Raw genomic sequence first — 26,179 nt, 5'->3', positions numbered from 1 at the left:
CTCAGTCCACCGTGACGTAGTCGGGGCCGGAGTAGCGGCCGGTGCTGAGCTTCTGGCGCTGCATCAGCAGGTCGTTCAGGAGGCTGGAGGCGCCGAAGCGGAACCAGTCGGCGGTCAGCCAGGGCTCGCCGAGCGTCTCGTTGACCATCACCAGGTACTTGATCGCGTCCTTGGTGGTGCGGATCCCGCCGGCCGGCTTCACACCGACCTGGACGCCGGTGGCGGCGTGGAAGTCGCGGACCGCCTCCAGCATCAGCAGCGTGACGGGCGGGGTGGCGTTCACGGCCACCTTGCCGGTGGAGGTCTTGATGAAGTCGGCGCCGGCCAGCATCGACAGCCAGGAGGCCCGGCGGACGTTGTCGTACGTCTGGAGCTCGCCGGTCTCGAAGATGACCTTCAGGTGGGCGGCGCTCCCGTCGGGGCGGGCGCAGGCCTCCTTGACGGCCTTGATCTCCTCGAAGACCTGCAGGTAGCGGCCGGAGAGGAAGGCACCCCGGTCGATCACCATGTCGATCTCGTCGGCGCCGGCCGCGACCGCGTCCCGGGTGTCGGCCAGCTTGACCGGCAGCGCGGCGCGGCCGGCCGGGAAGGCGGTGGCGACGGACGCGACGTGGATGCCGGAGTCGCCGAGCGCCTCCTTGGCCGTCGCGACCATGTCGGGGTAGACGCAGATCGCCGCGACCTTGGGGGTGGTGCGGTCGGTGGGATCCGGGTTGATGCCCTTGGCGCACAGCGCCCGGACCTTGCCCGGGGTGTCCGCGCCTTCGAGGGTCGTCAGGTCGATCATCGACAGGGCGAGGTCGATGGCGTACGCCTTCGCCGTGGTCTTGATCGAGCGGGTGCCGAGGGTGGCGGCGCGGGCCTCGAGGCCGACCGCGTCGACGCCGGGGAGGCCGTGGAGGAAGCGGCGCAGCGCACCGTCGTCGGCGGTCACGGCCGCCATTGACGCCAGACGCCCCGCGGCTTCCTTGCCGTATGCGGGAACAGTGATGGGCATGGTCACGAGGGGAGCATATCTACGCGCGTAGCGCAATGTCATCCCCCTGGGCGCCGCCATTCCGGCCACAGCCCGAATGATGCCGTAACGCAATGTCCGGCATCCGGACGGTCAGGCAGAATCGGCGGCATGACGCGCCAGGACCGGACCACCCCGCCACCGCAGCAGTACGCCGAGCGCAGCTACCGCTCGCCCGCGGCCCTCGTCGGCGGCGTCCTGCTCCTGCTGCTCGGCGGCTGGCTCGGCGCCGACGCCCTGCTGCACGGCACCCCGCACGCCAGGCTGACCGCGGTGTTCGCGCTGCTCCTCGGCGTCCCGCTGGTGGCCGCCTTCACGCTGCGGCCGCTGGTGCGGGCCGGCGACGAGCGGCTGACCGTGCGCAACCCGTTCCGAACGATCACGCTGCCCTGGGGCGCGGTCGAGGAACTGCGGGCCTCGTTCTCCACCGAGGTCTTCACCACCGCCGGGAAATTCCAGCTCTGGGCCATCCCGGTCTCCCTGCGGCAGCGCAAGAAGGCGAACCGGCAGGCGCTGCGCGGCGCCGGCGCGGACACCCCCCGGTTCGGCCCGGACGCCGGCGCCGGACCGGCCCCGCGTGCCCTGGCCGACCAGGCCCTCGACGAACTGCGCGAGATCAAGGAACGCGTCGCGGGCCGGGCGGACGCCCAGGGCGAGCCGGTGGTCCGCTGGGCGTACGCGATCCTCGCGCCCCTCGTGGCGGGTGCGGTCGGCCTCGTCGTGATGCTCGCGCTCTGACCCACCCGGACTCCGGCTCCCCTACGGGGAAGGCCCCCCGCCCGAGGGCGAGGGGCCTTGCCGCAGGTGGCAGGGGGCCGTCAGATCCCGGCCGCCGCCGACATGTCCTCCTTGATGGCGGCCAGGGTGGCGGCCGCCCTCGTACGCGCCGCGTCGAGCGCCTCCGGCCCGGACACCGGCGCGACGACCTCCAGGTAGCACTTCAGCTTGGGCTCGGTGCCACTGGGGCGCACGACGACGCGGGCGGACTCGATGCCGGCCTCCGGGGAGCCGGACAGGTAGTAGCGCAGTCCGTCGGTCGGCGGGAGGGCGTCGGTGCCCTGGTTCAGGTCGTCCGCCCGGGTCACCGCCAGACCGGCCAGCGCGGCCGGCGGCTGCTCGCGGAGCCGGCGCATCGCGTCGGCGATCAGCGTCAGGTCCTCGACCCGCACCGACAGCTGGTCGGTCGCGTGCACCCCGAACTCCACCGCGAGGTCGTCCAGCAGATCGGCGATCGTCCGGCCGGCCCGCTTGAGCTCCGCGGCCAGCTCGGTGACCAGCAGGGCGGCGGTGATGCCGTCCTTGTCGCGGACGCCCTCCGGGTCGACGCAGTAGCCGAGCGCCTCCTCGTAGGCGTACCGCAGACCGTCCACCCGGGCCAGCCACTTGAAGCCGGTCAGGGTCTCCTCGTAGGGCAGCGAGGAGGCCGCGGCGATACGGGACATCAGCTGCGAGGAGACGATGGTCGTCGCGAACGTGCCGGCCGCCTGCTTGCTGACGAGGTGGGCGGCGAGCAGCGCGCCGACCTCGTCACCGCGCAGCATCCGCCAGCCCTCGGGGGTGCCGGGGGCGGGGACGGCGACGGCACAGCGGTCGGCGTCCGGGTCGTTGGCGATCACCAGGTCGACGTCCCCGCCCCGCGCCCGGGCGGTGGCGAACGCGAGGTCCATCGCGCCCGGCTCCTCCGGGTTGGGGAACGCGACGGTCGGGAAGTCCGGGTCCGGCTCGGCCTGCTCCGCCACCACCACGGGGGCCGGGAAGCCGGCCCGGGCGAAGGCGGCGACGAGCACGTCCCGGCCGACGCCGTGCATCGGCGTGTAGACGACGTCGAGGTCCCGGGCCGAGCCGGGCGTCAGCACCGCGTCCGTACGCGCCAGGTAGGCGTCCAGGACCGTGTCGTCGAGGGTCTCCCAGCCGGCCTCGGGGCGCGGTACGTCGGCCAGCGAGCGGATCGCGGCGATCTCCGCGGCGATCTCCCCGTCGGCCGGCGGCACGATCTGCGAACCGTCGCCCAGGTACACCTTGTAGCCGTTGTCGCGCGGCGGGTTGTGGCTGGCGGTGACCTCGACGCCGGCCACCGCGCCCAGGTGCCGGATGGCGAAGGCCAGGACAGGGGTGGGCAGCGGGCGCGGCAGCAGCGCGGCGCGCAGGCCGGCGCCGACCATGACGGCCGCGGTGTCCCGCGCGAAGTCGGCGCTCTTGTGGCGCGCGTCGTAACCGATCACGACCAGGCCGGAGCCCTCGCCCTTCGCCCGGAGGTACCCGGCGAGGCCGGCCGCGGCCCGGATGACCACCGAACGGTTCATCCGCATCGGGCCCGCGCCCAGCTCCCCGCGCAGCCCGGCCGTGCCGAACTGCAGGGTGCCGGCGAACCGGGCCGCCAGCTCGTCGGTGTCCTCGGCCGCGATCAGCTTGGCCAACTCGTCCCGGGTCTCCGGGTCGGGGTCCTCGGCCAGCCAGGTCCGGGCCCGGTCGATCAGCTCCGCGGATTCGGTAGCCACGTCATGCTCCTGCCTAGTGGATGCGGTGGGTGAGGTGGGTGCGGGGAGCCGGCCCGGCCCGGCCCCGCCCGGCCGCGGCCGGGCCCTCGGTGGTCCGGCCATGGCGGCGGCGTGCGGCCGTGGCCGGGCCCTCGGCCGGATCTCAGATCTTGCTGAGGACCTGTCCGAGCAGGGTCCCCATCCGGGTCGCGGAGTCGCGGCCGGCCTGCAGGACCTCTTCGTGGTTGAGCGGCTCACCCGTCATGCCGGCGGCGAGGTTCGTCACCAGCGACAGCCCGAGCACCTCCGCACCGGCCTCGCGGGCCGCGATGGCCTCCAGGACGGTGGACATGCCGACCAGGTCGGCGCCCAGGGTCCGGATCATCTTGATCTCGGCCGGGGTCTCGTAGTGCGGGCCGGGGAACTGGACGTAGACGCCCTCCTCCAGGCTCGGGTCGATCTCCTTGCACAGCGCGCGCAGCCGCGGCGAGTACAGGTCCGTCAGGTCGACGAAGTTCGCGCCGACGATCGGGGAGGTGGCGGTGAGGTTGAGGTGGTCGCTGATGAGGACCGGCTGGCCCGGGCGCATGCCCTGGCGCAGGCCACCGCAGCCGTTGGTGAGCACGACGGTCTTGCAACCGGCGGCGACGGCGGTGCGGACGCCGTGCGCGACGGCGGCGACGCCCCGGCCCTCGTAGTAGTGCGTGCGGCCGAGGAAGACCAGGGCGCGCTTCTCGCCGATCTGGTAGGAGCGGATCTTGCCGCCGTGGCCGGCGACGGCCGGGGGCGGGAAGCCGGGCAGCTCGGTGACGGGGAATTCGTGCTCGGGCGCGCCCAGGGCCTCGGCTGCCGGCGCCCAGCCGGAGCCCATCACCAGGGCGACGTCGTGGGTCTCGGCGCCGGTCAGCTCGCGCAGGCGGGCGGCGGCGGCGTCGGCGGCGCCCTGGGGGTCGCGCGCGATGTCCGGGGTAACAGATGCGTTCACGCGGACGAGGGTAGCCGGTATTCCCCTACGCGCGTAGATGTCGCTGCTCACGGTGCTGGGAACGTTCTCTTGTGGCTTTTGACGAACGGCTTGCCCGGGACATGCCGCGGTCCCGGCCCGGACAGGAGGTGGGCCGGACCGCCCGCCCGCCCCTCAGCAGGGCCGCTTGCGGAGTTCCATCACGTAGTCGTGCGGGGCGCCGGCGGACTCGGCGGCGTCGGCGATCTCGCCCAGGTAGCGGGCGGAGGGCAGGCCGCCCTCGTAGCCGTTGAGGACGTAGATCCAGGCGGTCTCGTCGCCTTCGAGGGTGTGCACCCGGACCCGCATCCGGCGGTAGATGCCCATGCCGACGCCCTCCCAGCGGTCCATGGACTCCTCGTCCATCGGGGCGATGTCGTAGAGCGCGACGAAGAGCTGGGAGTCCGGGTCCTCGACGACTGTCGCGAGGGCGCCCTCCCACCCCATCTGCTCGCCGCCGAAGGTGAGCCGCCAGCCGCTGAGCCAGCCCGTGCCGCGCAGCGGCGAGTGCGGTGCGCGGCGGGACATCAGCCGCGCGTCGAGGTTGCCGGCGTACGCGGCGTAGAGCGACATGGTTCCGAGGGTACGGGAGGATGCCCGCCGGGCTCTTGGTACCGGAGGTTCGTACAAGGCGGGGCAGCGCGCGCCCCGGCGCACGTAAGCGCCTCACTCCGCCCCCGGGCGCGAGGGACGTACGGGCGTGCGGGACAATGGAGTACGTGACTCGGATCGTGATCATCGGTGGCGGACCCGGCGGATACGAAGCGGCCCTGGTGGCTGCCTCTCTCGGCGCGGAGGTGACCGTCGTCGACTGCGACGGTCTGGGCGGGGCGTCGGTGCTCACCGACTGCGTGCCGTCGAAGACCCTGATCGCGACGGCCGAGGTGATGACGACCTTCGACTCGTCGTACGAAGAGCTGGGCATCATCGTCGAGGACGACACCCCGTACAACGAGCGGCCGGCCCGCGTCGTGGGCGTGGACCTGGGGAAGGTCAACCGAAGGGTCAAGCGGCTCGCGCTCGCCCAGTCGCATGACATCACGGCGTCGGTGACCCGCGCCGGCGGCCGGGTCATGCGTGGCCGCGGCCGGCTGGAGCCGGGCCAGGCGCCGGACGGTTCGCGCAAGGTGACGGTGACCGCGGCGGACGGGACGACCGAGGGCCTGATCGCGGACGCGGTGCTGATCGCCACCGGCGCGCACCCCCGCGAGATCCCGGACGCGCTGCCCGACGGCGAGCGGATCCTGAACTGGACGCAGGTCTACGACCTCGACGAGCTGCCCGAGGAGCTCATCGTGGTCGGGTCGGGTGTCACGGGCGCCGAGTTCGCCGGTGCCTATCAGGCGCTCGGCTCCCGCGTCACGCTGGTCTCGTCCCGGGACCGGGTGCTGCCGGGTGAGGACCCGGACGCCGCCGCGGTCCTGGAGGACGTCTTCCGGCGGCGCGGCATGAACGTCATGGCGCGTTCGCGGGCGCAGTCGGCCAAGCGGGTGGGCGACCGGGTCGAGGTGACGCTGGCCGACGGCCGGACCATCTCCGGTACGCACTGCCTGATGGCGGTCGGTTCGATCCCCAACACCGAGGGCATGGGCCTGGAGGGTGCCGGGGTCAAGCTGAAGGAGTCCGGCCACGTGTGGACGGACAAGGTCTCGCGGACCAGCGCGCCGGGCGTGTACGCGGCGGGTGACTGCACCGGCGTCTTCGCGCTGGCGTCGGTCGCGGCGATGCAGGGCCGGATCGCGATGTACCACTTCCTCGGTGACGCGGTCGCGCCGCTGAACCTCAAGACGGTTTCCGCGAACGTCTTCACCGACCCCGAGATCGCCACGGTCGGTTATTCGCAGGCCGATGTCGACGCCGGGAAGATCGACGCCCGGGTCGTGAAGCTTCCGCTGCTGCGCAATCCGCGGGCGAAGATGCAGGGCATCCGCGACGGTTTCGTGAAGCTGTTCTGCCGTCCCGGTACGGGCATCGTGGTCGGCGGTGTGGTCGTTTCCCCGCGCGCCAGCGAGCTCATCCACCCGATCTCGATCGCGGTCGACAACAATCTGACCGTCGAGCAGATCGCCAGCGCGTTCACCGTGTACCCGTCGCTGTCCGGTTCGATCGCCGAGGTCGCCCGCCAGCTGCACGCACGGAAGACGGGCAGCGAGTAGGCGCGGCGCAGTCCGGCCGGGCCGCGCGGTGAACAACCGATAAAGGGCCGATATGCGGCCGGCCGGCGGCGATTGAAAACTTTGTGCTGCCGGTGAGCACTTGGGATGAAACGTCCCTGCAGCCCGCTCGTGCGAGGGTGGCTGCGGGGTCGTCGTCCGGCTCCGTCGCCTCCGGTCGCCAGGCCGGTTGACCAGGCAGCAAGCGCTCTGCGGGGCAAGGGAGTTCGACGTACGCGCGACATATGCACGGCGCATACCACGTCACGCTGTGCGGTGTGAACAACTTCCGTTAATTGGTGCAACCTGCTGAAAACAGACGGTCGTTGGCGTTACTGTCAGTTTCGTGTTCGCTGCAGAACGTCGCCAATTGATCCTTGAAATGGTGCGCGCCAACGGAGCGGTTTCGCTCCGTGAGCTCGCCCGCGTCGTCCAGACCTCCGAAGTGACCGTACGGCGGGACGTGCGGGCGCTGGAGGCAGAGGGACTGCTCGACCGCCGGCATGGCGGCGCGGTCCTCCCGGGAGGCTTTACCCGCGAATCCGGATTCCCGCAGAAATCCCATCTAGCGACCGCGGAGAAAACGGCCATCGCCGATCTCGCGGCCGGTTTCGTCGACGAGGGCGAGGCCATCGTCGTCGGCGCCGGAACGACCACCCAGGAGCTGGCCCGCCGGCTCGCCCGGGTGCCCGGGCTGACCGTCGTCACCAACTCCCTGCTGGTCGCCCAGGCGTTGGCGCACGCCAACCGCGTCGAGGTGGTGATGACCGGGGGCACCCTGCGCGGCTCCAACTACGCGCTGGTCGGCAGCGGTGCCGAGCAGTCCCTCCAGGGCCTGCGGGTGTCCCGCGCCTTCCTGTCGGGCAGCGGGCTGACCGCCGAGCGCGGGCTGTCCACGTCCAACATGCTCTCCGCGAGCGTCGACCGGGCGCTGGTGCAAGCGGCGGGGGAGGTGGTGGTGCTCGCCGACCACACCAAGCTCGGCTCCGACACGATGTTCCAGACCGTGCCGACGGATGTGATCACCCTCCTGGTGACGGACGAGCCGCCGGCCCACGACGACCGTGCCGCGACGGAGCTCCAGGCGCTGGCCGACCAGGGCGTCCAGATCGCCGTCGCCGGCGGTACGGGTGCCGGGCACGGTACCGGTCAGCCGGGCATGGACGGCGGGGCGGGTGACCGCCGGGGCCACCGGCGGGACGTCCCGCTGCCGGGCCAGCGGCGCAGCCACGGGCCGGGCGGGGGTGGCGGACCGCAGCTGCGGTCGGCCCCGTCGCTGTCCGAGGCGCCGGGCGGCCGGGTCGCGGACCTCGCCCCGCGGCGGCGCTGAGGACCGCAGGCACCGGAGTTCCGGCCCGGTCGGCGTGCCTGCCGGGTCAGAGCGTCAACCCGGTCAGGGCTTCAGGCCGGTCAGGGTCAGGGTCAGCAGCCGGTCGGCGAGTTGCGGGTCGTCCGGGGACTCCTCGACGGCCAGCGCGATGCCGTTGGTCAGCTGCATCAGATCGCTGATGTTCACGTCGGGCCGTACCGCCCCGGCCTGCTGCGCGCGGGCCAGCAGCGCGCCGCCGGCCTCCCGCATCGGCACGCTGCACCGCGCCATCCCCGAGCTCTCGTCCGCCGACGCCGTCATCAGGGCGCGGGACAGTCCGCGGTAGGTGCTGGCGTGGGTGATGATCGCGCGCAGCCAGTCGACCAGCGCGGCGCACGGCTGCGGGGCGTCGGCGAGCTCCCTGGCGTAGCCGAGCAGGGCGTCGACCTCGCTCTGGAAGACCGCGCCCATGAGGGCGGTGCGGTTGGGGAAGTGCCGGTAGAGGGTGCCGATGCCGACTCCGGCGCGGCGCGCGATGTCCTCCAGCGAGGTGTCCGTGCCGTGCTCGGTGAAGGCCGTACGGGCCTCGGTCAGCAGCCGTTCGTAGTTGCGGCGGGCATCGGCCCGCATCGGTCGCACGTCCGGTGACCGCACCGCCGCGGTCGCCGGCGGCCCGCCCACCTGCCGCTGCCCTGCCGTCTCGGTCGCCATCGCCGTCCTCCCTCGACCCGGCCGTTGCGGCCCGGTGGCTCCAGGATGCCATTGCCGGATTGCGGGGTGATCCGGTGCGGCGGGCAAGGATTTCCGGGCCGGTGCGGAGGACGCCTCCACTTGTCGTCGCGCGGCCCTCGTCGGCCCTCGTCGGCCCTCGTCGGCCCCCTCTCCGCCCCCGCGCGCCCGCCTCCCGTAGCCACCCGGCGGCCTCCGTGTGAAGTCCCGGCGTACCGCAGCGGTCGCGCGGCCGAACTCCTGCGGGGGCCCGCAACGCCGGGGCGTCAAGGGACATCAAACCTGGCGCAATGAGGTCTTCCGGGCTCTTCCGGAGGACCGCGGAATACGCCGTGGCGGGCCGCCGGGGGAGCGGCGCGCGGCGCGGGACGTCTGGGGAAATACGTCATGGGACTGACCAGCCGGTCGCTGTTGTACGCCATGGCCGCGGTCGCCGTGGTCTGCGTGGCGCTCACGCTCTGGCTGTGGCCGCGGTTCGCCGGGCGCGGCCCGCGGGCGCTGCTGGGGCGGCTCGGTTCGATCGCGGCGACCCAGCTGGCCGTCGTCTCGGCACTCGGCCTGGCGGTGAACGCCAACTTCCAGTTCTACGCGTCGTGGCACGAGCTGCTCGGCCTGTACGACGATGCGCCGGCCGCGCTCGGGAAGTGGGGCGACGGCGGTGCGGCGGGCCCGGCCGGCGACCCGTCGAAGGGGCTGGTGCAGACGTCCGGCCCGGACGGCCTGGACAAGGTGCACGGGCTGCCGAAGGGCCGGCCGGAGCTGGTGGGCCGGGTGGAGTCGGTGCGGATCGTCGGGCGGCGGACCCGGGCGGTGGACCCGGCGTACGTCTACCTGCCGCCGCAGTACTTCCAGCCGCAGTACGCCCGCCAGCGCTTCCCCGTCATCGTCGCGCTGAGCGGCTACCCGGGCGGTACGTTCCTGCTGGGGCAGCACCTGCGGCTGCCGCAGACCGCCGCCGCGATGATCCGGTCCGGCCGGATGCAGCCGACGGTCATCGTGATGCTGCGGCCCACGATCGCGCCGCCGCGCGACACCCAGTGCGTCGACGTGCCCGGCGGCCCGCAGGCCGAGACGTTCTTCGCGCGGGACGTGCCGGAGGCGCTGAGGTCGCACTACCGCGTCGGCCACGACCCGGGCGGCTGGGGCGTCCTGGGCTACTCCTCGGGCGGCAGCTGCGCCCTCCAGCTGGCCATGCGGCACGACCGTACGTACACCTCGGCGGCCGCCCTCTCGCCCGACTACAAGGTCAGCAACGACCCGACCACCGGCAACCTCTTCGGTGACGGCCGGGAGCGGGCCCGGCGGCGCCTGGAGCACGATCTGATGTGGCGGCTGCGGCACCTGCCCGCACCGCAGGTGAACGTGCTGATCGGCACGAGCCGTACCGGCGAGAAGAACTATCCGGCCGCGCGGGCCTTCCTGGCCGCGGTGCGCCCCCCGATGAAGGCGGACTCGGTCGTCCTCGACCACGGCAGCCACAACTTCGCCACCTGGCGGCGCGAACTGCCCGCCGCGCTCACCTGGATGAACGAGCAGCTGACGTTCCCGGAGGACGTGGTGGGGAACTCGTAGCAGGCAAGCCGTGGCGGCGGGGCGGAAAAGCGCGCGGGGCTCCCGGCATCGCTGCCGGGAGCCCCGTTGCGCGTCGTGCGTGGCGCTGCCGCGGATCAGTCCTTGATCTCGCAGATCACCGCGCCGGACGTGAGCGCGGCGCCGACCTCGGCGGTCAGGCCCTTGACCGTGCCGGTGCGGTGGGCGTTGATCGGCTGCTCCATCTTCATGGCCTCCAGGACGACGACCAGTTCGCCCTCGGTGACCTGCTGGCCCTCCTCGACGGCGACCTTGACGATGGTGCCCTGCATCGGGGAGGCGAGGGCGTCGCCGGAGGCGGCGCTGCCGGCCTTCTTGGCGGCCTTGCGCTTGGGCTTGGCGCCGCCGGCGACCGCGGCCCGGGCCAGCGGCATCCCCAGCGAGGACGGCAGCGAGACCTCCAGCCGCTTGCCGCCGACCTCGACGACGACGGTCTCGCGGGCGTCGGCCTCGGACTCCTCGCCGCCGGGTGCGGCGAACGGCGGGATCTCGTTGACGAACTCGGTCTCGATCCAGCGGGTGTGGACCGTGAACGGGTCGGCGGAGCCGGTGAGTTCGGGCGCGAAGGCGGGGTCCTGGACGACCGCGCGGTGGAACGGGATGGCGGTGGCCATGCCCTCGACGGTGAACTCCGCCAGCGCCCGGGCGGCCCGCTGCAGGGCCTGCTCGCGGGTGGCACCGGTGACGATCAGCTTGGCCAGCAGGGAGTCCCAGGCCGGGCCGATGACCGAGCCGGCCTCGACACCGGCGTCCAGCCGGACACCGGGGCCGGTCGGCGCGTCGAACCGGGTGACCGTGCCGGGCGCGGGGAGGAAGTTGCGGCCCGGGTCCTCGCCGTTGATGCGGAACTCGAAGGAGTGGCCGCGCAGCGCCGGGTCGTCGTAGCCGAGCTCCTCGCCGTCGGCGATCCGGAACATCTCGCGGACCAGGTCGATGCCGGTGACCTCTTCGGTGACCGGGTGTTCGACCTGGAGGCGGGTGTTGACCTCCAGGAAGGAGATGGTGCCGTCCTGGCCGACGAGGAATTCGCAGGTGCCCGCGCCCTCGTAGCCGGCCTCCTTGAGGATGGCCTTGGACGCGCGGTACAGCTCGGCGTTCTGTTCGGCCGTCAGGAACGGCGCGGGGGCCTCCTCCACCAGCTTCTGGTGGCGGCGCTGGAGCGAGCAGTCACGGGTCGAGACGACGACCACGTTGCCGTGCTTGTCGGCCAGGCACTGGGTCTCGACGTGCCGCGGACGGTCCAGGTAGCGCTCGACGAAACATTCGCCGCGGCCGAAGGCGGCGACCGCCTCGCGCACCGCGGAGTCGTACAGCTCCGGGACCTCGTCGAGGGTGCGGGCGACCTTCAGGCCGCGGCCGCCGCCGCCGAAGGCCGCCTTGATCGCGATCGGCAGGCCGTGCTCCTTGGCGAAGGCCACGACCTCCTCCGCGCCGGAGACCGGGTCGGGGGTGCCGGCGACCAGCGGGGCACCGGCGCGCTGGGCGATGTGCCGGGCCGCGACCTTGTCGCCGAGGTCGCGGATGGCGTGCGGGGGCGGGCCGATCCAGGTCAGCCCCGCGTCGAGCACCGCCTGCGCGAACTCGGCGTTCTCGGAGAGGAAGCCGTAGCCGGGGTGGATGGCGTCCGCGCCCGAATCGGCGGCCGCAGCCAGGACCTTGGCGATGTCCAGGTAGCTGGTGGCAGGAGTGTCACCGCCCAGGGCGTATGCCTCGTCTGCCGCGCGGACGTGCAGTGCGTCCCGGTCGGGGTCGGCGTAGACAGCGACGCTGCCGATCCCCGCGTCCCGGCATGCACGGGCAACGCGAACAGCGATTTCGCCACGGTTGGCGATGAGCACCTTGCGCACGATGGGTCCTTCCTTGGCGCTTCGCCGCAACAAAGGGATGCGGCGATTTTAGGGACTGGCGACACCGCGTGCCGACCCGTTCCCTGGGGTGAGCTTTCCCACACGGAGTGTGCTCGGGGCGCCAGTGAGGGACCTAAGTCCCCTGGTATCCCAGGGTAGGCCCGGATTCCCGGGCTCCGGCGCGGGACGCGGTGTGGCCTAGATCTCGAACGTTCCGCAGCCAGCGGATCGTCAATTCTTTGTGGAGTCCCTACGAATGGGCGAAGGAAACTTTGCGGGCCGCTCCGTACGCCGGGCGCGCCGGGAGCGGCCGGGGGCCGTGATCCGCGCGGCGTCCCGCACCCACTCGTGCAGAACCCTTGCCCCGGCTATTACCCATTAGTAGCGTGCGCGATGCCCTTCTTGGACTCCGGGCGGCGGCTGTGCGCGCGGTACCGGCATCGGGCCCGGCACTTGGCGGAAGTGGGTGGATGTGGTGGCGCGACGACCGGTGGCCCTGGTCGCGGCGGTGGTACTGGTCCTGGAGGCGTGCGGCATCGTGCTGCTCAACTGGATCCTGAGCATCGTCGTGGACAAGCAGCAGATGTCGCTGGCGGGCCTCGATCCACGGGCGATGTCCGCCGGCTCCTGGATAGCCGGTGCCGTCTTCGGGCTCTATCTCCTGTTCTGCGCGGGCATCCTGGTCCGCACGGCGGTCCGCGACCGGGCTCCCGGCGGCTTCGCCCGGATCGTCCTCATCAGTGCCGCGGTGGTGCACGGCATCGTCGGCGCCCTCGCCGTCGGCCTGGCCGGCTGGCCCGCGTTCCTCGCGCTGATGGTGGTGCTGGCGCTCCTGGTCCTGACGCTGGTGGCGTACGGGGAGGGGCGCGCCCCCGCGAACGGCGACCCGGCCGCCGAACCGTCCGCCGGCGGTCCGTCCGCCGGCGGTCCCCCGAACGGACCCCGACCGGCGGCCCCGGGCGCGCTCTGACGTCCGCGACGCCTGACGTGGCGTCACCCCTGTCGCACGTCGCGGTGGAGTGTGGCGGCCGACGGTGCCGGCACAGGTACGGTCGGGGCCCGGGAGAAATCCCGGGCCCCGACATGTGTCACCGGTCACCCCTTCACCGGCGCGTGCTCCCGCAGTACCTCCATGAAGGCGCGCATCCATTCCGGGTGGTCGTTCCAGGCGCGGGCGGAGACGATCTTGCCGTCGACGACTGCGGAGGCGTCGACGAAGGTGCCGCCGCCGAGGTCGACGTCGGGGGCGCAGGCGGGGTAGGCGGCGGTGCGGCGGTTCTTGAGGACGCCGAGGGGGGCCAGGGTGATGGCCGCGTGGCAGATGTGGGCGACGGGCTTGTCGGCGTCGAAGAAGTGGGTGACGACGCGGCGGTAGTCGGTGTCGTTGCGGAGGTATTCGGGGGCCCGGCCGCCGGGGAGGACCAGCGCGGCGTACTCGGCCGGGTCGACCTCGGACAGGGCCACGTCGGACGGCCAGGAGTGGCCCTCGCGTTCGACGTAGGTGTCGAAGCCCTCGACGAAGTCGTGCACGACGAACCGCAGCTTCTTGCGGGCGGGGGCCGCGACGTGGACCTCGTAGCCCTCCTCCAGCAGCCGCTGGTACGGGTAGAAGAACTCCAGGTCTTCGGTGGCGTCACCGGCGATGAGCAGGATCCGGGGCATGTGCACTCCTTGGGTGGACGGACCCGGCCCGGTCGGACCGACCGGGCTTATCGGGTCAATCGGTTCCCCAGGACGTGACGTGGAATGCGTCGCCGACCGCCAGCTTTCCGGTGGCCGTCACGGAGAACTTCGCGCCGAAGGCGACGCCGCCCTCCGGCACCCGGCGGTAGCCGGCGAGGGTGCGCAGGGGCTCGGGGCCCGCCTTGGTGCCGGTCGCCGGGTCGACGAGGGTGACCGCGCAGCGGATGGCGAGCTTGGTGAAGCCCAGCTCGCCGCCGCCGACCGTGACCCGCCGGACGCGGTCCTCGGTCTGCGGGGCGTCCCAGCCGTCCACCACGATGTTGGGGCGGAAGCGCGTCATCGGGACCGGTGCGCGACCGGCCGCGGCGATACGGGAGTTGAGGTCGTCGAGGGAGGCGCGGGAGAGGACGTGCACGGCGCTGGAGTCGGCGAAGCCGGAGGTGCCGGGGGTCAGGCCGTCGGTGACCCGGTCGTGTTCCGGAGGTACGCGGACCAGCCGGCTGGGCGCGCCGAGGACCTCGGACAGCCACCCGGCGGCCGCCTCGCCCTGGTCGACGGCCCGGTAGGGCGCGCCGAACATGGTCACGTCCGCCCTGGCGGGCGAGGCGGTGCCGTCCTCGATGCGGAGGTGCAGCGGCCCGGCGCCCGGGGCGGAGAGGGTGAGATGGGTGCCGTCGGCGCTGACCTCCGGGCGGATCACCGCCAGGCCCGGGTCGGTGCGCTGGCTGCGGAAGACGCCGTCCGCACCGACGACCAGAAAGGTGCGGTCATGGGCGAGCCCGGCCTCGGTGAGCTCCGCCCCCTCCGCCGGCACACCGGCGCAGCCCTTGACGGGGTAGCTGATCAGTTCGACGACAGTTGCCATGGGGGCAGCGTAGAGGCCGGACGGCCGCCGGGCGTCCGGATATCCGCGTCCGGGGACGCCCCTCGCGGCGGCCGCGTCACCCCGGCAGTCCGGCCGCCCGCCGGCGCACCATATGGCCCTGCACGCCGTACGTCACGCACAGGTACAGGTAGAGCGTCGAGAAGCCCAGCAGGCCGGCCGCCGCGGTGTGGTCGATCCACTCCGCCATGCCGGCGTGCACGGCGGCGGACACCAGCCACAGGGCGGTGGTGATCAGCGTGCCCTGGCGCAGGACGCCGCGTTCCGGGTCGTGCCAGACGCGTACCGTCGTCGCCCGGACGAGGCCGAGCGGCACCCCGATGACCAGGGTGGCGACGACCAGGGCGATGACGGGCGGCGTCAGCGGGTGCTCCTTGACGACCGAGGCCACGCCGAAAGCCAGCGCGGCCACGCCCAGCACGCCGAGCACGGCCGGGCCGATCAGCGACGCCCGGGGCCGCACCGGACGGGTCCGCAGCTGGCGGCGGATGATCAGGGCGACGATGAGCAGCCCGATGAGCAGGCTCACGTTGTGGTTGAGCGCGGTGTGGGCCGTCGCGGCATGCGCCGGCGCGTGGTCGTTCATGTTCCCCCCGTGTGATGCGTTCCCCCGTGACGAGCCGCCGGGCCCGGCGGCTCAGGTCCACAAGTCGGTGATGCGGACGTCCAGTTCGGCCAGCAGGCGGCGCAGCAGCGGCAGGGACAGGCCGATGACGTTGCCGGGGTCGCCGTCGATGCCGTCGATGAAGGGCGCGGAGCGGCCGTCGAGTGTGAAGGCGCCGGCGACGAAGAGCGGTTCGCCGCTCGCCACGTAGGCGGCGATCTCGGCGTCGGTCGGCTCGCCGAAACGGACCGTGGTCGAGGCCGTGGCGGAGACCCGGCGGCCGCCCGCCGCGGTGTCGATCACGCAGTGGCCGGTCTGCAGTACGCCGGACCGCCCGCGCATCGACTTCCAGCGGGCGGTGGCGTCCTCGGCGTCGGCCGGCTTGCCCAGCGCCCGGCCGTCCAGCTCCAGGACCGAGTCGCAGCCCACGACCAGCGCACCGGCCGCCTCCGGGCGGTCGGCGACCGCAGCGGCCTTGGCCTCGGCCAGGACCCGGGCCAGCTCGGCGGCGCTGTCGGCGGTGACCGCGTCCTCGTCGACGCCGCTGACGATGACCTCCGGCGCCAGCCCGGCCTGGCGCAGCAGGCCCAGCCGGGCGGGGGACTGGGAGGCGAGGACGAGACGGCGGGGGCGCGGCTGTTCGGTCATGCCCGCCATCGTACGGAGCCGGGCCGGGCCGGGGTCGGGCGGACTACTTGCCGAGGACGGCCTGCATGACCTGCTTGGCGATCGGGCCGCCGAGCTTGCCGCCGGCGATCTCGGAGCGCGGGATGTCCATGTCCTTGGGGTCGACGAAGACGGCGACCGCGACCGGGGAGGAGCCGTCGCTCTGCTTGGCGTAGGAGACGAACCAGGCGTAGGGCCGCTCGTCGTTGACGTTGGCGCCGTGCTGGGCGGTGCCGGTCTTGCCGCCGACCGTCACGCCGTCGATCTTGGCCTTTTCGGCGGTGCCGTCCGAGACGGTGTACTCCATCATCTCCTGCACCTTCTTCGCGGTGCCGGCGGAGACGGCCTGGGACATCGTCTTCGGCTCGAACTTCTGGATCGTGCTCAGGTCGGGGCCGCGCAGCTCGTCGACGATGTGCGGGGTCATCAGCTTGCCGTCGTTGGCGATCGCCGCGGCGACCATCGCCATCTGCATCGGGGTGCTGGTCAGGCTGCCCTGGCCCATGCCGGTGAGCGCGGTCTGCGGCTTGTCGAGCTTGTCCGGGTAGAGGCTCTTGGTGGCCAGCAGGTCGCCGAGCTCCTCGTCGTAGACGTTGGAGTTGAAGCCGAACTTCTCGGCGGTCTCGCGCATCTTGTCCTTGCCGACCTTCAGCGCGGTGTCGAGGAAGACGTTGTTGCAGGACCACTGCATACCGGTCTTGAGGGACGCCTTGTCGCAGGGCGCACCGGCCACGTCGTTGCCGATCTTGGTGGTGCTGAGCGGCAGCTGGTACGGGGCGGGGGCGCCGGTGTGGGCGTCGATGTCGGTGATCACGCCGTGCTCCAGGGCCGCGGCGGCGGTGACGATCTTGAAGGTGGAGCCGGGGGCGTAGGTCTCGCGCAGGGCCCGGTTGCTGAGCGGCTTGTCCTTGTCGGCGTCCAGCGCCTTGAACTTCCCGGCCTCGGAGTTGGAGATGCCCGAGAAGACCGAGGGGTCGTACGAGGGGGTGGAGGCCAGCGCGAGGACCCGGCCGTTGCGCGGGTCGAGGGCGACCACCGCGCCCTTGGCGTTCAGCTCGGTCAGCCCCTTGTAAGCGGCCTTCTGCGCCTTGGGGTCGATGGTGGTGATGACATCGCCGCCGCGCGGCTTCTCGCCGGTCAGGATCGCCTGGGCCCGCTTGAGCGCGAGCTTGTCGTCCTTGCCGCTGAGGAGCTTGTTGTAGATGCCTTCGAGGAAGGTGGTGCCCTGGGCCTGGGAGGCGAAGCCGGTGACCGGGGCGTACATCGGGCCGTCGGTGTACGTCCGCTTGTACTTGAAGTCGCCGGAGGTCGCCACGGAACCGGTGATCGGCTTGCCGCCCACGATGATGTTGCCGCGCGGGTAGGAGAACGCCTCGATCTTCACGCGGCGGTTGTTCGGGTCGTTGGCCAGGTCGTCGCCCTGGACGAACTGGACCCAGGTCGCCCGTACCAGCAGAGCCAGTACCAGTACCCCGCAGAAGACGGCTATGTGTCTCAGCGGCCTGTTCATCGCTCTCCCACTCCCCGTCGGCGGCCGGTCCGGAGGCCGGGCGTCCGAATTGCGCTGTCAGGAGGGAAAGATGCGAAAGGCGGGGGGATGGTTGCGGTCGGGAACAGTCGGGAGGTGTGAGTGTTACCTCCCCGGGGCGGCCATCCCGCCGGTCGGGTGCGGGTCCGATGCGGTCCGGCCGGGTCAGCGCTCCGAGAGCAGGACCATCAGCAGCACTGCGGCGACGGCCAGCACGATGCCCAGCCGGCGGAGCTTGGCCTGCGCGTCGCGCAGCTCCTCGGGCGGCTCATCGGGCGGATCGGACCACAGCATGTAACGATCCTGTGCCCATGACGCTCGTGGCGCCTGAGTACGCGTACTCAGGCGCCACGGTCCGAAGGACTAGTCAATGCATCATGCATCGATCAGCCGGAGGGGCCGGCCGGCACGCACCGGCCGGTGAGCGGTCAGCGCGGCCAGTAGCTCGTCCGCCAGGCCCGCGGCCCCGGGTGCGGCAGCCGTGACCGCGCCGGGACCGTGGCCGCCGGATCGGCCCATTCGGTCCTGCCTGTCTCGCCGTCCCCGGGCCCGGCGGCAGCGGCCGCCGCGGCCCGGGCCTGCACCACCGCCAGGGCGGCGGCCAGCTCCTCGGGGGTCGGATTGCCCCGTACGACCTTGATCATCGAGACGGCTCCCTTCGCCGGTCCTCGCCGTGTACTGCCGGTCCCCGCCGTGTACCGGCCGGTCAGAGCGGGATGTTGCCGTGCTTCTTCGGCGGCAGCGACTCGCGCTTGTTGCGCAGCGTGCGCAGCCCCCGGACGATGTGCCGGCGGGTCTCGGACGGCATGATCACCGCGTCGACGTAGCCGCGCTCGGCCGCCACGTACGGGTTGAGCAGGGCGTTCTCGTACTCCTGGATGAGCTCCTGGCGCCGCTGCTCCTGCGCCGCGGGGTCCTCGATCGCGGCGAGCGTGCGGCGGTGCAGGATGTTGACCGCGCCCTGGGCGCCCATGACCGCGATCTGCGCGGTCGGCCAGGCCAGGTTGAGGTCCGCGCCCAGGTGCTTGGAGCCCATGACGTCGTACGCGCCGCCGAACGCCTTGCGGGTGATGACGGTGATCAGCGGGACCGTCGCCTCGGCGTACGCGTAGATCAGCTTGGCGCCGCGCCGGATGATCCCGTCGTACTCCTGGTCCGTGCCCGGCAGGAAGCCGGGCACGTCGACGAAGGTCAGCACCGGGATGTTGTACGCGTCGCAGGTCCGCACGAACCGCGCGGCCTTCTCGCTGGCCTTGATGTCCAGGGTGCCCGCGTACTGCATCGGCTGGTTGGCGACCACACCGACCGAGTGGCCCTCGACCCGCCCGAAGCCGGTGACGATGTTCGGCGCGAAGAGCGCCTGGGTCTCCAGGAACTCGCCGTCGTCCAGGACGTGCTCGATGGCCGTGAGCATGTCGTACGGCTGGTTGGCCGAGTCCGGGATCAGCGCGTCCAGCTCGCGGTCGGCGTCCGAGGTCTCCAGGTCCGCCTCCTCCGGGAAGACCGGCGGGTCGGAGAGGTTGTTGGACGGCAGGTACGACAGCAGGCCCTTGACGTACTCGATGGCGTCCTTCTCGTCGCCCGCCATGTGGTGCGCCACGCCGGAGGTGGTGTTGTGCGTCCGCGCCCCGCCCAGCTCCTCGAAGCCCACGTCCTCGCCGGTGACCGTCTTGATGACGTCCGGTCCGGTGATGAACATGTGCGAGGTCTGGTCGACCATGACGGTGAAGTCGGTGATCGCGGGGGAGTAGACCGCACCGCCCGCGCACGGGCCGACGATCAGGCTGATCTGCGGGATCACGCCCGAGGCATGGGTGTTGCGGCGGAAGATCTCGCCGTACATGCCGAGCGAGACCACACCCTCCTGGATGCGCGCGCCGCCGGAGTCGTTGATGCCGATGACCGGGCAGCCGGTCTTCAGGGCGAAGTCCATCACCTTGACGATCTTCTCGCCGAAGACCCCGCCGAGCGCCCCGCCGAAGACCGTGAAGTCCTGCGAGAAGACGGCCACCGGGCGGCCGTCGACGGTGCCGTAGCCGGTCACCACGCCGTCGCCGTACGGGCGGCTCTGTTCCATCCCGAAATTGGTCGAACGGTGCCGCGCGAACTCGTCCAGCTCGACGAACGAGCCCTCGTCCAGCAGCAGATCGATGCGCTCACGCGCCGTCAACTTGCCCTTGGCGTGCTGCTTTTCCACCGCGCGGGCGGAACCGGCGTGGGTGGCCTCTTCGATCCGCCGCTGCAGATCCGCCAATTTGCCCGCGGTGGTGTGGATGTTTGCTTCCGGCTCGGACATCGGGATGCGGCTCCTGCTCGTCCTGGACTGGTGCTCGTACTGAGGGTGGTACGTGTGTGGCTACCAATCCGTAGCGTATCGGCGGGACTGCTCAGCGGCACTGCGTCGTTGACCACACCTAGGCTGGTGGCATGACGCCTCAACCACCGGGAAACCGGGACAAAGACGCCGGCCGCTGGAGCGATCTGGGCCGCCCCCCGCTGAACGCCGCCGCCCTGCGGCGGGCGCTGGTCCGGCCCGGCGGCCTGTGGACCGGTCTGGACGTCGTGCCCGCCACCGGTTCCACCAACACCGACCTGGCGGCCCGGGCCGCCAAGGGCGAGGACGAGGGCGCCATTCTGGTGGCCGAGGAGCAGTCCGCCGGCCGCGGCCGGCTCGACCGCACCTGGTCGGCGCCCCCGCGCTCCGGCCTCTTCTTCTCCGTCTTCGTCACCCCCCGCGTCCCCATGGAGCGCTGGGGGTGGCTGCCGTTGCTGGCCGGCGTCGCCACCGCAACGGCCCTGTCCCGCACGGCCGGCGTCGACACCGCACTCAAGTGGCCCAACGACCTGCTCGTCACGGTCGATGACCACGAGCGCAAGGCCGGCGGCATCCTCGCCGAACGGGCCGGCTCCGGCGTCGTCGTCGGCATCGGCCTCAACGTGTCCCTGACCGCCGAGGAACTCCCGGTCCCGACCGCGGGCTCGCTGGCCCTGGCCGGCGCCCGGAACACCGACCGCGACCCGCTGCTGCGCGCCGTGCTGCGCTCCTTGGAGCAGTGGTACGGCCGGTGGCAGGAGGCGAACGGCGACCCGGTCCGCAGCCGTCTGCAGGAGACCTACGCGGCCGGCTGCGCCACGTTGGGCCGTTCGGTGCGTGCCGAACTGCCGGGCGATCAGGAGATCACCGGCGAGGCGGTCGCGATCGACGGTGACGGGCGGCTGGTGCTGGCCACCGCCGACGGTGTGCAGCAGCCCGTGGGAGCGGGTGACATCATCCATCTGCGCCCGGCGGACGGCTCCTGATGAGCCCCCTGCCGGCCCCCGGCCTGCGCCCCCCGGTGAGCCCCCGCGCCGGGCGGGCCGACCGGCCCCACCGGGCGGCGCGTCCCCACCTCTTCCGTGGTCAGGGCCGACATGTGAGAGTGAGCCAGAGCACACCTGCCGTATCGTTGAGGCGGTCCGCCGGGGAGCGGGCCACGGGCGAGCAGTGATCGGAAGGGCAGTGCGCAGGGATCGGACAGGGAGCGGCCGGTGAGTGCCGACGACTCGGGCGCCACCCCGCGCGATGTGGCCACCGAGGGCGATGCCGTACGCGACGTCCCGGCCGGCGACCCCCCGGGGGCCGGCGGCGACGGTGACGGACACGGCGACGAGAACAACATCGCCGTCCGCCTCGAACAGCTCATCCTCGGCGCCGACCGCCGGTACACGCCGTTCCAGGCGGCCCGCAGCGCCGGGGTCTCGATGGACCTCGCGTCCCGCTTCTGGCGGGCCATGGGCTTCGCCGACATCGGCCAGGTCAAGGCGCTCACCGAGGCCGACGTGCTGGCCCTGCGCCGGCTCGCCGGTCTGGTCGAGGCCGGTCTGCTGAGCGAGGCGATGGCCATTCAGGTGGCCCGTTCCACGGGCCAGACCACCGCCCGGCTGGCCGACTGGCAGATCGACTCCTTCCTGGAGGGCCTCACCGAGCCCCAGGACTCCGGCCTGACCCGCACCGAGATCACGTACCCGCTGGTCGAGCTGCTCCTCCCCGAGCTGGAGGAGTTCCTGGTCTACGTCTGGCGGCGCCAGCTCGCCGCCGCGACCGGCCGGGTCGTCCGGGCCCAGGACGACGCCGAAATGGTCGACCGGCGGCTGGCCGTGGGCTTCGCGGACCTGGTGGGCTTCACCCGGCTGACCCGGCGCCTGGAGGAGGAGGAACTCGGCGAGCTGGTCGAGGCGTTCGAGACCACCTGCTCCGACCTGGTGGCGGCGCACGGCGGCCGGCTGATCAAGACCCTCGGGGACGAGGTGCTGTTCTCCGCCGACGACGCCGGGGTGGCCGCCGAGATCGGGCTGCGGCTGATCGAGACCATGACCCATGACGAGACCATGCCGGAGCTGCGGGTCGGCATCGCCTTCGGCACGGTCACGACCCGGATGGGCGACGTCTTCGGTACGACCGTCAATCTGGCCAGCCGGCTCACCTCGATAGCGCCGAAGGACACCGTGCTGGTGGACGAGGCGTTCGCCGAGGAGCTGGGCCGGATCGGTGACGCCCCGGTGTCCGAGGCGGACGCCGCGGCCGCGGAGAAGGCCGCCGAGGAGGGCACCGGCGAACCGCCGCCGTCGTACCGCTTCGCGCTCCAGCCGATGTGGCAGCGCCCGGTGCGCGGACTGGGCGTCGTGGAGCCCTGGCTGCTGACCCGCCGCACCTGAGGCCGCCGCCTTCCCGCCGCGTCCGTTCAGGCGTGCCCGTTCCGGCGGGTCCGTCCGGCCGGTTCCGTCCAGGCGGGTCCGTTCCGGCAGGCTCGTTCCGTGTGCGGTCGGCCCTGTTCCGCGGAGCGCCCACCTGGCATGATCCCAGGAGTCCGTCAGGTTCACGCTCGTTAACAGGGAGGGCCGGATGCAGGGTCAGGAAGAGGAGCGGCGGTTCGGCGCGGACGGCTGGGTCGCCGTCCGCCGCCACGGTTTCGCGGCGGAACTGGTCATGGACCGGCCCAAGGCGATGAACGCGGTGTCCACGGCCATGGCCGACGCACTGGCCGAGGCCTGCGCCGAGCTGGCCGCGGACCGCTCCGTGCGGGCCGTGGTGCTCAGCTCCACCCATGACCGGGCGTTCTGCGTGGGCGCCGACCTCAAGGAGCGCAATTCCTTCACGGACGCGGACCTGATGCGCCAGCGTCCGCACACCCGCGCCGCCTACACCGGCGTACTGGAACTGCCGGTGCCCACCATCGCCGCGGTGCACGGCTTCGCGCTCGGCGGCGGCTTCGAACTGGCGCTGGCCTGCGATCTGATCGTCGCGGACGGCACCGCGGTGGTCGGCCTGCCGGAGGTCTCGGTGGGCGTCATCCCCGGCGGCGGCGGGACGCAGCTGCTGCCGCGCCGGGTGGGCGCCGCGCGCGCCGCCGAGCTGGTCTTCACCGCCCGGCGGGTGCCGGCGCCGGAGGCCGCGGAGCTGGGACTGGTCGACCAGCTGGTCGCGGACGGGCAGGACCGGGCCGAGGCGCTGGAGCTGGCGGCCCGGATCGCCCGTAACTCCCCGGTCGGGCTGCGCGCCGCCAAGCGCGCCCTGCGGCTGGGGCACGGGCTGGACCTGCGGGCCGGACTGGAGGTGGAGGACGGCGCCTGGCGCAGCGTGGCCTTCTCCGGGGACCGTGCGGAGGGCGTCGCGGCCTTCAACGAGAAGCGGGATCCGGAATGGCCCGGGGAGTAGCCCGTGGGTAACTCTCGGTAGTCGCACGATTCTCATCTGCATCCGTGGCCGCCACCAGCAACGAAGCGGATAACGCCCAGGTGTTGCTCGCACACTTAAAGGGGGCGAAACGGGTTAAACATTCCTACGCTGTAGTACGGAGCGTGCGCACGGTGACGGAATGTGAGGGTCCGGTGGCGGCTGAGGGCGAGGGCGATGCGAGGCTGCGGGCCGTGGTGGAGCTGGCGCAGGCGATGGCGGCCGCGCACACGCCGCGCGAATCGGCGCACGCCGCGGCACAGGGTGTGCGCCAGGCCCTGGCCGGGTCGTTCGCCGCGATCTCGAAATGGGAGCGCGAACTGGGGCAGCTCCGGGTGCTGGTCAACGTCGGTGAACTCGCCGATGACGAGGAGGAGTTCCCGGACGACGAGGCCTATCCCGTCCACGAGTTCCCGGAGATCGTCGGCTTCCTCCACGAGCAGTGGGCCGGCGGCGGTGAGCCCAGTGCCTGGGTGGAGACCGCCGATCCGCCGCCCGGCGCCCCGGCGGACTGCGGGGGCGGCGCCGCCAACCGGCAGCGGGTGGCCGCGCTGCGCCGCCGGGGCCGCGGCGCCTGTGTGGTCGCCCCGATCGTGCTGCACGGCCGGGCCTGGGGCGAGCTGTATGTCGCCCGGCCGGCCGGCGCACCGGTCTTCGACCGGGCGGACGCCGACTTCGCGAGCGTGCTGGCCGCGGTCACGGCCGCCGGGATCGCCCAGACCGAGCGGCTGGCCGAGGCCCGTCGACTGGCCTTCACCGACGCCCTGACCGGGCTGGCCAATCGCCGGGCCGTCGATATGCGGCTGGACGAGGGGCTGGAGCTGCACCGCACCGAGGGGGCCGTGGTCAGCCTGGTGGTCTGCGACCTCAACGGGCTCAAGCGGGTCAACGACTCCTGCGGCCACGCGGTCGGCGACCGGCTGCTGGAACGGTTCGGCTCGGTGCTGTCGTTGTGCGGGGCGATGCTGCCCGGTGCGCTCGCGGCCCGGCTCGGCGGCGACGAGTTCTGTCTGCTCGCGGTGGGGCCGCCGGCCGACGAGGTGGTCAAGGTGGCCGGTGAACTGTGCGAACGGGCGGGGGAGTTGGAGCTCGGCGAGGGGGTCGCGGTGGGGGTCGCCTCGACCGGTGACCCGATCGGCCCGGTGCACAGCGCCCGCCGGCTCTTCCGGCTCGCGGACGCCGCGCAGTACAAGGCCAAGGCGGCGCGGTCGGGCGAGCCGGTGGTCGCCGGGCGCCACGGGGGCAAGGACGACCCGGTGGTCCGGCTCGCGGACGCCCCGGACCGGCGGCCCGGCCCGGAGCGCCGGCGCTTCCGGAGATGAGCCGCCGGTTCCGGCCGGGCGGCTGCGCGGCCGGCGCACGGAGATCCGTAAGGGGTGATCGCAAAACTCGGTGGTGACATTCGGCGATTCAGTCTCTAGGGTGCCTGAATATGGATATGCACACTGTGGTGCTGGGGACGTCCGGCACGACCGCACAGGACGTCATCGCGGTGGCCCGCGGCGCGGCCCGGATCGAGCTGTCCGAGGAGGCCCTCGCCGCCGTCACCGCCTCCCGCGCCTTCATCGACGAACTCGCCGCCAAGCCCGACCCGGTCTACGGCGTCTCCACCGGCTTCGGCGCCCTCGCCGTCCGCCACATCAGCCCCGAACTGCGCGTCCAGCTCCAGCGGAACATCGTCCGGTCGCACGCGGCCGGCATGGGCCCGCGGGTCGAGCGGGAGGTCGTCCGGGCGCTGATGTTCCTCCGCCTGAAGACCCTGGCCAGCGGCCACACCGGCGTCCGCCCCCTGGTCGTCGAGACCATGACCGCGATACTCAACGCCGGCATCACCCCGGTCGTGCACGAATACGGTTCGCTCGGCTGCTCCGGCGACCTCGCCCCGCTCTCGCACTGCGCGCTGACGCTGATGGGCGAGGGCGACGCCGAGGGCCCGGACGGGGTGGTCCGGCCGGCCGGCGAACTGCTGGCCGCGCACGGCATCGAGCCCGTCGAACTCCGCGAGAAGGAGGGGCTGGCGCTGCTCAACGGCACCGACGGCATGCTCGGCATGCTCGTCATGGCCTGCGCCGACCTCGCCCGGCTGTTCACCTCCGCGGACATCACCGCCGCCCTCTCCCTGGAGGCGCTGCTCGGCACGGACAAGGTCCTCGCCCCCGAGCTGCACGCCATCCGCCCGCACCCCGGCCAGGCCGCCTCGGCCGCCAACATGCACAAGGTGCTGGCCGGCTCGGCCCTCACCGGCCACCACCAGGACGACGCCCCACGGGTCCAGGACGCCTACTCCATCCGCTGCGCCCCGCAGGTGGCCGGCGCCGGCCGGGACACCCTCGCGCACGCCCGGCTGGTCGCCGACCGCGAGCTGGCCGCCGCGGTCGACAACCCCGTCGTGCTGCCCGACGGCCGGGTCGAGTCCAACGGCAACTTCCACGGCGCCCCGGTCGCCTACGTGCTGGACTTCCTCGCCATCGCCGCGGCCGACCTCGGCTCGATCGCCGAGCGCCGCACCGACCGCCTCCTGGACAAGAACCGCTCGCACGGCCTGCCCGCCTTCCTGGCCGGCGACCCGGGCGTCGACTCGGGCCTGATGATCGCCCAGTACACCCAGGCCGCGCTGGTCAGCGAGCTGAAGCGGCTGGCCGCCCCCGCCTCGGTGGACTCCATCCCGTCCTCGGCCATGCAGGAGGACCACGTCTCGATGGGCTGGTCGGCGGCGCGCAAGCTGCGCACCGCCGTCGACAACCTGACCCGGGTCGTCGCCGTCGAGCTGTTCGCCGCGACCCGCGCCGTCGAACTGCGCGAGGGCCTGACCCCGGCGCCCGCCACCCGCGCGGTGCTGGACGCGGTGCGTGCCGCGGGCATCCAGGGCCCCGGCGAGGACCGCTTCCTGGCGCCCGACCTGGAGGCCGCGTACGCCTTCGTCCGGGACGGGAATCTGGTGGCGGCCGTGGAGGCGGTCACCGGAGAGCTGGCCTGAAC

The 26,179-nt window shown here is 72.6% G+C and carries 24 protein-coding genes; 10 read left to right on the top strand and 14 right to left on the bottom strand.

Features of this window, described 5'->3' with window-relative positions; genetic code table 11:
- Position 1: 1 nt before the first annotated feature.
- On the bottom strand, positions 2-997 hold the full coding sequence (gene deoC, locus ACGF4C_RS12350; RefSeq protein ID WP_030413150.1) for a deoxyribose-phosphate aldolase: 996 nt from the start codon (positions 995-997) through the stop codon (positions 2-4).
- A gap of 129 nt (positions 998-1,126) precedes the next feature.
- On the opposite strand from deoC, the gene ACGF4C_RS12345 reads away from it, so the two are divergent.
- A complete protein-coding gene (locus ACGF4C_RS12345; RefSeq protein WP_393565593.1) occupies positions 1,127-1,753 on the top strand; it encodes a PH domain-containing protein in 627 nt (208 codons plus the stop codon).
- An 80-nt stretch (positions 1,754-1,833) separates the two neighbouring features.
- Here ACGF4C_RS12345 and ACGF4C_RS12340 read toward each other — a convergent pair whose 3' ends face one another.
- The 3 genes from ACGF4C_RS12340 to ACGF4C_RS12330 form a co-directional block, all read right to left on the bottom strand.
- Positions 1,834-3,513: a phospho-sugar mutase gene (locus ACGF4C_RS12340; protein WP_393565592.1), complete on the bottom strand. Its 1,680-nt coding sequence runs from the start codon at positions 3,511-3,513 to the stop codon at positions 1,834-1,836.
- A gap of 142 nt (positions 3,514-3,655) precedes the next feature.
- Positions 3,656-4,477: a purine-nucleoside phosphorylase gene (locus tag ACGF4C_RS12335; protein WP_030413147.1), complete on the bottom strand. Its 822-nt coding sequence runs from the start codon at positions 4,475-4,477 to the stop codon at positions 3,656-3,658.
- A gap of 153 nt (positions 4,478-4,630) precedes the next feature.
- Complete coding sequence (locus ACGF4C_RS12330; RefSeq protein ID WP_030413146.1) at positions 4,631-5,068, bottom strand: gamma-glutamylcyclotransferase; 438 nt, start codon at positions 5,066-5,068, stop codon at positions 4,631-4,633.
- A gap of 137 nt (positions 5,069-5,205) precedes the next feature.
- Here ACGF4C_RS12330 and ACGF4C_RS12325 point away from each other — a divergent pair, with 137 nt between their 5' ends.
- Positions 5,206-6,651, top strand: coding sequence for an NAD(P)H-quinone dehydrogenase (locus ACGF4C_RS12325; RefSeq protein WP_393565590.1), 1,446 nt, complete (start codon positions 5,206-5,208; stop codon positions 6,649-6,651).
- A 343-nt stretch (positions 6,652-6,994) separates the two neighbouring features.
- Positions 6,995-7,978 (top strand): DeoR/GlpR family DNA-binding transcription regulator, encoded by a 984-nt coding sequence (locus ACGF4C_RS12320; protein WP_393565588.1) that lies wholly within the window; start codon positions 6,995-6,997, stop codon positions 7,976-7,978.
- 63 nt (positions 7,979-8,041) lie between these two features.
- Here ACGF4C_RS12320 and ACGF4C_RS12315 read toward each other — a convergent pair whose 3' ends face one another.
- Positions 8,042-8,668, bottom strand: coding sequence for a TetR/AcrR family transcriptional regulator (locus ACGF4C_RS12315; RefSeq protein WP_374102736.1), 627 nt, complete (start codon positions 8,666-8,668; stop codon positions 8,042-8,044).
- A gap of 405 nt (positions 8,669-9,073) precedes the next feature.
- Here ACGF4C_RS12315 and ACGF4C_RS12310 point away from each other — a divergent pair, with 405 nt between their 5' ends.
- On the top strand, positions 9,074-10,258 hold the full coding sequence (locus ACGF4C_RS12310) for an alpha/beta hydrolase (protein WP_393565586.1): 1,185 nt from the start codon (positions 9,074-9,076) through the stop codon (positions 10,256-10,258).
- A gap of 95 nt (positions 10,259-10,353) precedes the next feature.
- Here ACGF4C_RS12310 and ACGF4C_RS12305 read toward each other — a convergent pair whose 3' ends face one another.
- The gene (locus tag ACGF4C_RS12305; protein ID WP_393565585.1) at positions 10,354-12,123 is read right to left on the bottom strand and encodes an acetyl/propionyl/methylcrotonyl-CoA carboxylase subunit alpha; all 1,770 of its coding nucleotides are present in this window, start codon (positions 12,121-12,123) and stop codon (positions 10,354-10,356) included.
- A gap of 475 nt (positions 12,124-12,598) precedes the next feature.
- Here ACGF4C_RS12305 and ACGF4C_RS12300 point away from each other — a divergent pair, with 475 nt between their 5' ends.
- A complete protein-coding gene (locus tag ACGF4C_RS12300; protein ID WP_393565584.1) occupies positions 12,599-13,093 on the top strand; it encodes a hypothetical protein in 495 nt (164 codons plus the stop codon).
- A gap of 125 nt (positions 13,094-13,218) precedes the next feature.
- Here ACGF4C_RS12300 and ACGF4C_RS12295 read toward each other — a convergent pair whose 3' ends face one another.
- From ACGF4C_RS12295 to ACGF4C_RS12260, 8 genes are all read right to left on the bottom strand, one after another.
- Positions 13,219-13,785: a DJ-1/PfpI family protein gene (locus ACGF4C_RS12295; protein ID WP_393565582.1), complete on the bottom strand. Its 567-nt coding sequence runs from the start codon at positions 13,783-13,785 to the stop codon at positions 13,219-13,221.
- A 55-nt stretch (positions 13,786-13,840) separates the two neighbouring features.
- Complete coding sequence (locus tag ACGF4C_RS12290; RefSeq protein WP_393565580.1) at positions 13,841-14,671, bottom strand: MOSC domain-containing protein; 831 nt, start codon at positions 14,669-14,671, stop codon at positions 13,841-13,843.
- Between the two features lie 76 nt (positions 14,672-14,747).
- The gene (locus ACGF4C_RS12285) at positions 14,748-15,275 is read right to left on the bottom strand and encodes a hypothetical protein (protein WP_393565578.1); all 528 of its coding nucleotides are present in this window, start codon (positions 15,273-15,275) and stop codon (positions 14,748-14,750) included.
- 51 nt (positions 15,276-15,326) lie between these two features.
- Positions 15,327-15,941 (bottom strand): Maf family protein, encoded by a 615-nt coding sequence (locus tag ACGF4C_RS12280; protein ID WP_393565576.1) that lies wholly within the window; start codon positions 15,939-15,941, stop codon positions 15,327-15,329.
- 43 nt (positions 15,942-15,984) lie between these two features.
- On the bottom strand, positions 15,985-17,469 hold the full coding sequence (locus tag ACGF4C_RS12275) for a peptidoglycan D,D-transpeptidase FtsI family protein (protein WP_393565574.1): 1,485 nt from the start codon (positions 17,467-17,469) through the stop codon (positions 15,985-15,987).
- A 183-nt stretch (positions 17,470-17,652) separates the two neighbouring features.
- Positions 17,653-17,781 (bottom strand): morphogenic membrane protein MmpB, encoded by a 129-nt coding sequence (gene mmpB, locus ACGF4C_RS12270; protein WP_267881485.1) that lies wholly within the window; start codon positions 17,779-17,781, stop codon positions 17,653-17,655.
- A gap of 134 nt (positions 17,782-17,915) precedes the next feature.
- Positions 17,916-18,131, bottom strand: coding sequence for an acyl-CoA carboxylase epsilon subunit (locus ACGF4C_RS12265; protein WP_393565573.1), 216 nt, complete (start codon positions 18,129-18,131; stop codon positions 17,916-17,918).
- A gap of 62 nt (positions 18,132-18,193) precedes the next feature.
- Entirely contained in the window at positions 18,194-19,783 is a 1,590-nt protein-coding gene (locus ACGF4C_RS12260) for an acyl-CoA carboxylase subunit beta (protein ID WP_362140290.1), read from the bottom strand.
- A gap of 131 nt (positions 19,784-19,914) precedes the next feature.
- Between ACGF4C_RS12260 and ACGF4C_RS12255 the strand changes: the two genes are divergently transcribed.
- The 5 genes from ACGF4C_RS12255 (at position 19,915) to hutH (ending at position 26,177) form a co-directional block, all read left to right on the top strand.
- On the top strand, positions 19,915-20,787 hold the full coding sequence (locus ACGF4C_RS12255) for a biotin--[acetyl-CoA-carboxylase] ligase (protein WP_393565572.1): 873 nt from the start codon (positions 19,915-19,917) through the stop codon (positions 20,785-20,787).
- A 228-nt stretch (positions 20,788-21,015) separates the two neighbouring features.
- Complete coding sequence (locus ACGF4C_RS12250; protein WP_030413126.1) at positions 21,016-22,182, top strand: adenylate/guanylate cyclase domain-containing protein; 1,167 nt, start codon at positions 21,016-21,018, stop codon at positions 22,180-22,182.
- A 187-nt stretch (positions 22,183-22,369) separates the two neighbouring features.
- Positions 22,370-23,182 (top strand): enoyl-CoA hydratase/isomerase family protein, encoded by an 813-nt coding sequence (locus ACGF4C_RS12245; protein WP_030413125.1) that lies wholly within the window; start codon positions 22,370-22,372, stop codon positions 23,180-23,182.
- A 233-nt stretch (positions 23,183-23,415) separates the two neighbouring features.
- Positions 23,416-24,522 carry a diguanylate cyclase domain-containing protein gene (locus tag ACGF4C_RS12240; RefSeq protein WP_393565864.1) on the top strand — a complete coding sequence of 369 codons (1,107 nt, stop codon included), beginning with the start codon at positions 23,416-23,418 and terminating at the stop codon, positions 24,520-24,522.
- A gap of 110 nt (positions 24,523-24,632) precedes the next feature.
- A complete protein-coding gene (hutH, locus tag ACGF4C_RS12235; RefSeq protein WP_393565569.1) occupies positions 24,633-26,177 on the top strand; it encodes a histidine ammonia-lyase in 1,545 nt (514 codons plus the stop codon).
- Positions 26,178-26,179 lie beyond the last annotated feature (2 nt).

This window comes from Streptomyces sp. NPDC048197 (genome assembly GCF_043202395.1).
GTDB lineage: Bacteria > Actinomycetota > Actinomycetes > Streptomycetales > Streptomycetaceae > Streptomyces > Streptomyces siderophoricus.
This window is presented reverse-complemented; position numbering and strand designations above follow the sequence as displayed.